A 3,529-nucleotide genomic window follows, 5' to 3' on the forward strand; every position below is an offset into this window, starting at 1 on the left:
GCCCACCCCTCCCGAGGGAGTGGACCCCTTCCCCGCCCCGGTGTGGCGGCGCGACCGGCGCGCGGTGCTGGCCGCCCGCTTCCTGGCCTCGGACGAGGCCGCCGAGCTCTCCGACTCCTACGCGGCGAGCCGCTGCGCCGACCACATCATCACGCACGGCTGCGACGTGGACGGCGGTCGGCCGATGCGCGTCAGCCCGCGCAAGGTGGAGTCCTTCCTGCTGCACTGGCTGCCCGGCCGGGTGGTGCTGCTGCCCGAGGAGCAGGAGGCCATGCCGCACGTGCTGGCCGCGTGGGTGCGCTGGGCGGGCCGACGCGGCGGGCTGCCGCAGGTGGCGGTGGGCGCGACGCTGGACGCGGTGTGGGAGTCCACCGCGGAGTTCACCCGTACCTACCGCGATCCGGCGCGCCCGCTGGGGCTGCGCCAGGAGGCGGTGCGGCGGCTGATGCCCGACGGCGACTTCTCGTCGCTGGCGCGGCGGATGTTCGCGTTCCCGCTGCTGGCCAGCGAGCTGGTGACGTGGGCGCCGGAGGAGTTCGACCCGGACACGGCCCGGGGCCGAAGAGCGCTGCTGCGCCTGGACCACTACGGCGAGTACGAGGCGGCCACCCCGCACAGCGGCCGCCACTCCAGCGGGCAGGACCGGTGGTACCGGCCGGTGACCGGCGACGATCCCGAGCGGGAGCGGGAGCTGGACCGGCACGAGCGCCTGGCCCGGCGGCTGTGGCACGGCAGGCCCGCGAACCTGTGGGCGGCGGCGCGCCGGATGCTGGACCGGGGCGTGGACCGGCCCGGCGTGCTGGCCGCGCTGGGCGAGGTGCTGGACGCCGCCTCGGGCGAGAGCGACCTGCGCCGCCGACTGGACGCGCTGTAGGCGGCGCCCGCCCCGGCGCCGCGCCCCCGCCGCACGGCGCCTACTCCAGCATGCGCTCGCGCAGCTGCTCGACGGTGGCGTCGGAGAGCTTGAGGCCCTCGGTGACGTAGGCGTCGAAGGAGCCGTGGACCTCGTCCACATGGGCGAAGGCGGTCTCCAGGTACTCGGCGCGCACCCGCGTCATGGGCACGACCTCCTCCCACTCCAGGGCGCTGTGCCGGGCGAGCCTGCGCATCCACTCGTCGGTGTTGGCCTGGCGCTCGTTGCTGGCCAGGTAGTCGGCGACCACGGCCTCGCGGTCCACGCCCAGCAGGCCGAGCAGCAGGGCGGCGCCCCAGCCGGTGCGGTCCTTGCCCGCGCTGCAGTGGAAGACCAGGGCCGCCGGGCCCCGGGCCACCCGCTCGACCAGCTCGCGGTACCCGGCGAGCGCCTCGGCGTCGGTCACGAGCTCGCGGTAGACGCCGTGCATGAAGCGCTCGGCGGCGCCGTCGGCGAACATGAGGCGGGCCTTCTCGGGGTCGGCCAGGGCCAGGGAGAAGTTGGCACCGGACGCCTCGGGGTCCTGCACGGCCACGACCGCGTACTCGGCGCCCTCGGGGACGACGTCGGGGAGGGTCTCGCGCTCGTGCGGGGTGCGCAGGTCGACGAGCTGGCGGATGCCCAGGCCGTTGTAGACGGGCAGCTCGTCCGCGGCGATCGCGTGCAGGGCGTCGGAGCGGTACACGAGCCCGCTGCGGACCGTGCGGCCCGAGGCGGTGCGGTGCCCGCCGAGGTCGCGGAAGTTGGGGGCGCTGGAGAGGAGGAAACCGTCGTTCGTCACCTTGGTGACGATACCCATCCTCCCCGGCGCCCCGTCAGCCGACGTCCGCTCCTCCCCGGCCGGGGTCAGGCGCCCTCGCGCATGGCGGTGATCTGCTCCCCCGCCTCCTTGACGTCCTTGGCGGTGTCCACGCCGCGCCAGAAGCCGTCGATGCGGTAGGCGGCCAGGCGCCCCTCCTCGGCCAGGTCGGGGAAGGTGGAGGACTCGTGGTCGCCCTTGGTGGGCAGCAGCGGGGTGATGCCCGGCTCGAACAGGTACACCCCGGCGTTGATCCACACCGGCAGCAGCGGGCTCTGGGTGAAGCCCTCGATCCGGTCCTGGTCGTCCACGTCCACGATGCCCCAGGTCGTGCGGAACTGGGCCAGGGCCAGGGTGGCCAGGCCGCCCCGCTCCCGGTGGTGGGCGGTCATCTCGTCCAGGGGGAACCAGGTGAGCACGTCGCCGTTGAGCGCGAAGTAGGGGGCCTCCGGGTCGTGCAGGCCGGTGGAGGCGAAGCGCAGGGCCCCGCCGCGGCCGAGCGGCTCGTCCTCGACCAGGAGCGTGACCCGCGGGCCGCCCTCGCGGGCCTCCAGGTGCTCGCGCAGGACCTCGGCCTTGTAGCCGCAGGAGACGACGACGTGTTCGACGCCGTGGCCGGCGAGCCACTCCAGCTGGTAGTCGATGATGGGCCGTCCGGCCACCTCCACCATCGCCTTGGGGCGGGTGTCGGTGTAGGGCCGCAGCCGGGTGGCCTGGCCGCCGGCGAGGATGAGCGCCTGGGTGACGGGAGACGCGGAGGAAGTGGGTGCAGCGGTCATGATCCGGACACTAGCAGCACGCCTGTACGCGCCCCCTCGGGTCTACTGCGTCGCCTCGGCGTAGGCCTTGCGGACGTCGGCGCTGGTCAGGACGGTGAGTTCGGCGGCGGTCGCGGCCTCGCCCAGCTCCTGGGACACGCGCAGGTCGCGGTGGGAGCACGCCTTCTCGAACAGGGAGCGGGCGAAGCGGCCGTTGCCGAGCTCGTCGATCCACCCGGCCTCGCACACGTGCGCGAAGATGCTGCGCAGGTCCTCGCGCGCGGTGTCGTCGAAGGCGTCACCGGTGCGGGCGGCCACGGTCTCGGCGATCTCGGTGAGCTCGTCGGCGGTGTAGGAGGGGAAGCGCACCCGCACGTTGAACCGCGAGGACAGTCCGGCGTTGGAGGCCAGGAAACGCTCCATCTCCGCCGGGTAGCCCGCGAGCACGACCACGAGCCGGGACCGGTCGTCCTCGGCCCGCTTGAGCAGGGTCTGGATGGCCTCGGAGCCGAAGGCGTCGCCGCCGCTGTAGCCGGGGTTGACCAGGGAGTAGGCCTCGTCCACGAACAGCACGCCGCCCAGCGCCCGGTCGATGAGCTCGTTGGTCCTGATGGCGGTCGCGCCCAGGTACTCCCCCACGAGGTCGGCCCGCTGGGCCTCGACCACGCGGGAGGTGGGCAGCAGCCCGAAGGAGTGGAAGATGGTGGCCAGGGTGCGGGCGACGCTGGTCTTGCCGGTGCCGGGCGGGCCGGAGAAGACCAGGTGGCGCAGGGGCCGCTCGACGGGGAAGCCCGCGTCGGCGCGCAGGCGGGCCGCCTCGATGGAGGCGGCGATCCCGCGCACCTGCTGTTTGACCGGGTCGAGGCCGACCATGTCCTCCAGTTCGGCCAGGGCCTGGTCGACGGGGACGGGCTCGTCGTCGCTGTCGGCGGAGGAGGCCCCGCGGGAGCCGCTGCCGGTGCGTGCGCGCAGCGGCCGGGTGCGGCCGTCGGCTCCGTCCCGGCCCCCGGGCGCGTTCGCGGGGCCCGCGCCGCCGTTGCGGCGCGAGACGGGCATGGA

The 3,529-nt window shown here is 74.6% G+C and carries 3 protein-coding genes and 1 pseudogene; 1 reads left to right on the forward strand and 3 read right to left on the reverse strand.

Going from position 1 to position 3,529, the window contains the following annotated elements:
• Positions 1–874 (forward strand): annotated as a pseudogene (locus DQW06_RS04430) (hypothetical protein); the annotation flags it as partial.
• Positions 875–914: 40 nt separating this feature from the next.
• Here the strand turns inward: DQW06_RS04430 and DQW06_RS04435 are convergent.
• The 3 genes from DQW06_RS04435 to DQW06_RS04445 all read right to left on the reverse strand — a co-directional run.
• Entirely contained in the window at positions 915–1,712 is a 798-nt protein-coding gene (locus DQW06_RS04435; protein WP_013154329.1) for a tyrosine-protein phosphatase, read from the reverse strand.
• Between the two features lie 47 nt (positions 1,713–1,759).
• On the reverse strand, positions 1,760–2,491 hold the full coding sequence (locus DQW06_RS04440) for a nucleotidyltransferase family protein (protein WP_013154330.1): 732 nt from the start codon (positions 2,489–2,491) through the stop codon (positions 1,760–1,762).
• A 42-nt stretch (positions 2,492–2,533) separates the two neighbouring features.
• Positions 2,534–3,529 (reverse strand): AAA family ATPase (locus DQW06_RS04445; protein WP_117198005.1); only part of this gene is annotated, 996 nt, incomplete at its 5' end.

The organism is Nocardiopsis sp. TNDT3, from assembly GCF_003427465.1.
Classification (GTDB): domain Bacteria; phylum Actinomycetota; class Actinomycetes; order Streptosporangiales; family Streptosporangiaceae; genus Nocardiopsis; species Nocardiopsis dassonvillei.